Raw genomic sequence first — 5,920 nt, 5'->3', positions numbered from 1 at the left:
GGGGCGCGGTGTGGCGAGTCCATTCCGTACCTCCTCAAGCGGGAAAGTGAACCACACTCCGCGCCCCGTCGTTTCCAAGCTGGGCAGTCCCTCGAAAAGGGCGAGGTTTGAGGGACTGCCCGTAATCCCCGGTATTTCCCTGCGTGCGCGTGCAGGGGGTGTCGGTAGCCAATCCTCACGGAGAGCCGGAAAGGGCGATGAGCAAGACCAGAAATGTCAGACGCAGGCAGTTGCGCCGCTGGGCCTTGAGGTATTGGGCTGTAGCGCGCAGGAACGGAATGGGGCCGGAAGGTGAGGACCCGAGAGGGGTTTCCTACGTCGAGCCTCATTGTGTGATTGCCTATGAAGCCCACGGACCCGTTTACGGAAAGCCGACAACGCGCCAATGGAAGGCAGCGGAGCGGCGAATCCGGAACGGACACGGACGCGCGAAAGCGGCCGACCATAACTGAATAAGTCTCACCCAAGAACGTAACCCGTGACCGCAACTCACGGTGCACCTACCCGCTTCCCCGGGGGGTAGGTGCGCCGTGGCGGTCGCGGGTTACTTGTTGCTCCGGGCAATGGCCGTGCGGATGCACGTGCAAGTGCGGATGCAGACGACTATGCAACCAGCATTTAAGGGGTTGACAAGCGGGTGTACGGGTGTTGCAGGTTCGTGCAACCGAGACCCGTAGGTCTTGATATCTGCTGTTGCCGGGGGCAATGATGGTCGGCCTGTCCGGCGGATTGGAGGTTGGTTGCCTGTGGCATTCAGGCGTCAGGTGTGGGTTATCCACAAGCTGTCTGACGCTGTCGGCGCAGGTGTGCTGGACTGAGTGCAAGGGGAGCGGTTCCCAAACGTTGTAGCTACTGGAGGAGGTGATTAGTTGCGGTTTGGTCAGCGTGTGCGGTTCTCGACTCGTTGCGCGTGTGGTGCGAGGAAGGTCAAGAATCAAGCTGGCTGCGAGAAGTGTGTACGGAAGTTCGCCTATGCGCGGCACAGCCGTACGAAAGATTGCCGGTGAGCCTCACTACCGGCGACCTGTGGGGTTGCCCTCTCTCCGTGATTCGAGGAGATCGAGAGGGGGTGATGATTTCTGATTGTTTCGGTGTCGATGCTGCTGGTGTTCACTGTTGGCGTCTTTGTGTTGATCCGGTACACGAGTCTGACGATTATTCAGGCTGCGATTTGTACGTCGTTCGGGTTCTTCCTGGCGTCCAGCAGGTTCGCTCCGTTCATTACGCAGTTCTTCACGCAGTTTCTCGGCGCGAAGTGACGTCGTGTTGAGCGGGGTTGAGTAGCTACTGACACGGTCGGGCCATTTCTCGGGGAGGAGTACATGGTCCGGCCATTCCCCGAACTTTTCATGTTCCTAGTTGAGAGGAGTAACCGCATGACTGACACCTATTCGTTGTGCATTCTGACCCTTTGGTGGTGACTGTTCTGACCGTGCCTAGTGCGCGTCGTATGACCCTTGATCAGATAGACGGAGTCCGCGCCCGATTTGAGGCGACTTTGCGTGTGGCTCCCGGCGAGGACTTCTACCGAGTCTTTGTCATCTCGTCGGCCGACGTTCCCGATCTGGTGAACGAAATCTATCGGTTGCGAGCCCGGTTCCAAATGCTTGAGGCTGCTTGCCGTGCTGGTCTGGGTGCAGCGGTCGAAGAGGATTCGCTGTACCCGTGGGCGCTTGAATCTCCGTGGTGGTATGTCACGGACGAATTGCCGCCCCCGCCGTCAGGTCACTATCTGGCGGAAGTCATGCCCGCTGATGTGTGGCGGGGTGAGCCGCTGTGATGCGCCGAAACTATGGCGCGTCGCGTTACCGGCGCGGTCGCCGGTATGGGCGGCGTGACGACATGTGGATGGTCCCGGTGCATTACGGGCCGGACCATGCGCCGATCATTGCCGAATTCGGCCGGATGCTGTGGCGTTACCGCGCCGAGCTCGCTCCGCTGTATTGGCTGTTCGGGTGTTTGCTGGCCGGTGCATGGCTGCATTCGGCACACCCGCACTGGTGGCCGTTGATCGTGCTGTCAGGCGTCGCCGGAATTGTCGTGCTTGCGGTCCGTCCGGCAACGCTGCTAACGCGTTTCCCGGTGCTGGAAAGGTGGCGCGTCCGGGTATGGGGTGCCGGTTTCATCGTGGCGGTTTCGGCGTGGCTGACGGCTGCGACGATTCACGGCGCAACGGCCGGTGCAATGGAAACTCTCGCTGCACTGGCGACGGGGGTTTTCGCGGTCCCGTGGCTGTGGCGCGAAGACAGGCGACGGCTGACCCGTGTCCGGATCATCCGTGACCATTTCCCCGACACTGCCGACGCGGCCGGTTTGACCGGGGCGCGGATGGTGTCGGCGGTGATGGACAAATGGGGATGGACCGCGCGAATCAAACTCCGGCGCGGCCAAACCTATTCCGACGTGGTCAAGCAACTGCCGGAATTGGAATCGGCGTTGGGTGCCCGGATCGGTGGAACACGCGCCGAACCGGTCCCCGATGACGCCTCGCAATTCACGCTGCGTCTGGTCGAGACCGACCCGCACGCACAGCCGATTGTGTGGGAACCGCGCCCGGTCCCGGTGCTCGGGAAATCGCGGGCGTCGATTACCCAACCGGTCACGGTCGGTGTATTTGAGGACGGCGCACCGATCACGGTTTCGCTGTTGCGAAAGCATGTGCTGATCGGTGGCGCGACCGATTCGGGTAAATCCGGGCTGCTGAATGTGATCCTTGCCCGGATCGCGGAATGTGGCGATGCGGTTGGTTGGGGTATCGACCTGAAAAAGGGAATGGAGCTAGCGCCCTGGTCGAGCGTCCTGCACCAATTGGCGACCGATAACGATTCCGCAGAACGACTACTACAAGCCGGTGTCGATGAATTGGAGAAACGCGCGGAATTTCTAATGGCCCGCGGCCGGCGGGAGTGGTATCCGAAATTCGATGCGCCGCAGCTGTTTATCATTATTGATGAATACGCGGAGCTCTCGAAGAAGGCGCAACGGCTCGCGGATTCGATCGCCCGGCGTGGCCGCGCGGTCGCAGTTGTCCTGATCATTGCTACCCAGCGGCCGACTCAGAAAGCGATGGGTGAATCGTCGGCACTGCGGTCCCAAATGAACATCAGGTTCTGTCTGCGGGTGAACGAACGCCCCGACGTTGACCTGATCCTAGGTGCGGGAAAGCTGGCGGCCGGTTGGGACGCGACGAAATTCGACGGACCGGGCAAGTTCTTCGTGTCCGGACCGGGAATGGATATCCCGCGACGAGGCCGCGCGTATTTGATCACCGACGAAGACGTGACCGAAACTGCGACCACGTACGCCCGTCCCGGCAGCCACGCCGACCAGCTTGCCGACACAGCAGGCACCCGAAGCCCTCAGGGCCGTTCTGACGGCACGGGAGGGGGTCCGGAGACCATCGGGGCACCCTCGGGGGTCTCCGGTCCGGAAATGGCGCTCTGGGCAGCGCTGCGGGACGCTCCCCCGGAGGGGGTGACCGCAGGCGAGTTGCAGGCGGCGACCGGTAAGGGCCGTGCCTGGGTCTACAAGCGCCTGAAAGCGGGTCAGGCCGACGAGACCGTGACCAGCCCCAGCTATGGCCGCTGGCGGGCCGTCAGGCCCCGTCCACCGGCCCCGGTCGACCAGCCTGCCGACGACACCGGCCCAACCCCGGAGGGAAACACCGGCGGCGACCCCGCCGACGAGCCGGAATCTCACTGACCGTAACTGTCTCCGGAAATTCTCAAAGTTCCAAAACCTCGCGCGCGCCCGCACGTTGAGGCACACATCCGGGCACCGTGGACAACCCGGAGACACTTCCCGCACAGTCACAACCCGTAACCAACGTGAGGAGCGCATCGGGGGCTGTGCGGGAACGGGCCGCAGGCAACGAACACGGCGGAACCGGACCGCAGCGCGAGGGGGGAACGGGCCACGGTCCGGCCCACCACAAACCCTACTCGCCGAACAACCTTGGAGGCGATAAACGCGCCGACCCGCAAACGTCCCGCAAACCGCGCCGAATCAACGGCGAGAAAGGAGAAACCAGAAACACAACCGCAAATGCTCGCAGACGGGCAAATGCTGAAACTCCCACTCAGCGACTACTGGAAGAACAAACCCTACAAACCGACCGACCCCGAAATCATCGCAATCGTTGCCGAATGGCCATTGCCTGACGATCGGCTCGCACGAACACTCGCACGAGTCTTGAACGTCGGCGCAACCGAGAACGGCTGACAACAGAAAGCGGGCATAAGAAAAGTGCCGGGCGATCCCCTCACGGGTCGCCCGGCACTCTTGCTGTTCGCTTTGGCTTATGCGTCTTGCAGGTCTTGCATCAAACCGCCGAACACGACCCGGTCAGCCAGCGGCATACGCGGGTTCTTGTTGGCCGACCGCAGACGCGGAGCGCACACCATTTTGATGATTTCGCGGCGGGTGTCGAGTTCCGCGATTGCTTCCCATTGCTCGGCGGCGTCCGGCCCGATCAGGTCTACGATCACCTGCGGGATAGCAGCGCGCCGGATAGCTTTCTGCGCGGCCTCGATCCGCGCCCGTAACACCTTTTGCATGTCGGTGAAGTCGCGTCCGTCCATTTCACCCGCGAGCCTCAGCGCCTTGTTTTCCTCCAACTGCAAATCAGCCTTAGCAATCTCTTGCTCATACACCGCAATGTTGCTGTCGGTTGCGCGGCGATGCGTCACTAGTTTCTGGAATACCTCCGGTCGCGCGAGCCACGCAACCAGGCACGATTCAATGAAACTGTCGAAGGTCTCGGCGGTCACGGATGCTTTGCCGCAGCCTTTGCGTGAGCAGCCATAGCGGGTCTTTCCGCTTTCCTTCTTTGATCTCGGCTTGCTCATCAGCCATGCGCCGCAGTGGTCGCAATGGCTCGCATAGGACATGATCCACTTCCGCCCGAATTTGCGATGCGTCCGCCGTGAGGCTGGTTTCACGATCGCCTGCACATCACGGAACAACACCGGATCGACAATTCCCTCCCATTGCCCATCGGATGCGGCTTTCCCGTAGCTTTTCCGCTTGCCCATATAGGTTGCGCTCGTCGCGATGAAAACAACCGTCTGCCGCGACCACAACTTTCCGCCCGGCGAAGGAATGCACCGCGTGTTCAAGTCCGTCACGATTTCGCTTTGCTGTGCCATTGCCGCGAACCGCTCGAAAATCTCACGCACGATCCCGTACGGCGTGTAAACCTCTTTAGTTCCGTCCTTGTGGATTGCAACGTGTTCCGTCATGTCGAAAACCTGACGCTCGAAAGCTCCGGTCTTCTGATTCTTGAACCGTTCGTAACCATACGGAACGTGCGAATGCGGCCTGCCGTCCAGAACCTGACTTTCAAGGCCAGACGAGGTTTTGTCGTGAATCGAGTCAGACCACGTTTCCGCGTGGACGGCCTGTTGTGAAAGGCTGTTACGGTCAGCCGTCACCCGGAGATCGAAAATGTTCCCGTCGATCATCCAGAAGAACACGCCGTTCAGCATGCACAGTTTCCGCAGTTGCGCGTAGAACTCAAGATCACGAGACGAACGAGAAAGGTCCTGCATCACTAGAACGTCAACACCGCTGGACTCGATAACTTCCAGCATCTCGTCATAGTTTCCGCGTATCGCCTTTATCGACGCGAACCGCGACGCCGAAATATCGTTGTCGAGATAGATACCGGTATTCGACCACGAAAACCGGTCAGCGAACTCGGTACCCTCGCGCGCCTGAGTCTTAATCGAATACTCAAGCTCTTTCTTGTCCTTACTCGAACGGCCATAGATCAAATACCGGACCTTTGCGCCGCCGAGCATCAAAGAAACCTTGTCGTCCCACGGCGAAAAACCCAAAACGAGACGAGTGCTCTTAGCCTTACCCATAACAACCTCCCCAGAGACTCAACGATGTCACGTAGGGAGTCTGTTCGGCTAGC

4 protein-coding genes are annotated in these 5,920 nt (G+C 60.4%); 3 read left to right on the top strand and 1 reads right to left on the bottom strand.

Annotated elements, in window-relative coordinates:
- The first annotated feature begins 1,091 nt into the window (after positions 1–1,091).
- From E1261_RS45695 to E1261_RS42625, 3 genes are all read left to right on the top strand, one after another.
- Positions 1,092–1,259 (top strand): hypothetical protein, encoded by a 168-nt coding sequence (locus E1261_RS45695; protein ID WP_165952844.1) that lies wholly within the window; start codon positions 1,092–1,094, stop codon positions 1,257–1,259.
- 158 nt (positions 1,260–1,417) lie between these two features.
- Positions 1,418–1,780 (top strand): hypothetical protein, encoded by a 363-nt coding sequence (locus E1261_RS42630; RefSeq protein WP_132415691.1) that lies wholly within the window; start codon positions 1,418–1,420, stop codon positions 1,778–1,780.
- Positions 1,780–3,702 carry an FtsK/SpoIIIE domain-containing protein gene (locus E1261_RS42625; RefSeq protein WP_132415689.1) on the top strand — a complete coding sequence of 641 codons (1,923 nt, stop codon included), beginning with the start codon at positions 1,780–1,782 and terminating at the stop codon, positions 3,700–3,702. Before E1261_RS42630 ends, E1261_RS42625 begins: the two co-directional genes overlap by 1 nt.
- A 596-nt stretch (positions 3,703–4,298) precedes the next feature.
- On the opposite strand, the gene E1261_RS42620 is transcribed toward E1261_RS42625, so the two are convergent.
- Positions 4,299–5,867: a recombinase family protein gene (locus E1261_RS42620; protein WP_132415687.1), complete on the bottom strand. Its 1,569-nt coding sequence runs from the start codon at positions 5,865–5,867 to the stop codon at positions 4,299–4,301.
- Positions 5,868–5,920: the final 53 nt, after the last annotated feature.

This window comes from Kribbella albertanoniae, assembly GCF_004348455.1.
In the GTDB taxonomy this organism is placed as follows: Bacteria; Actinomycetota; Actinomycetes; order Propionibacteriales; family Kribbellaceae; genus Kribbella; species Kribbella albertanoniae.
The sequence above is the reverse complement of the archived record's forward strand: the minus strand, read 5'-3'. Positions and strand labels throughout refer to the sequence as shown.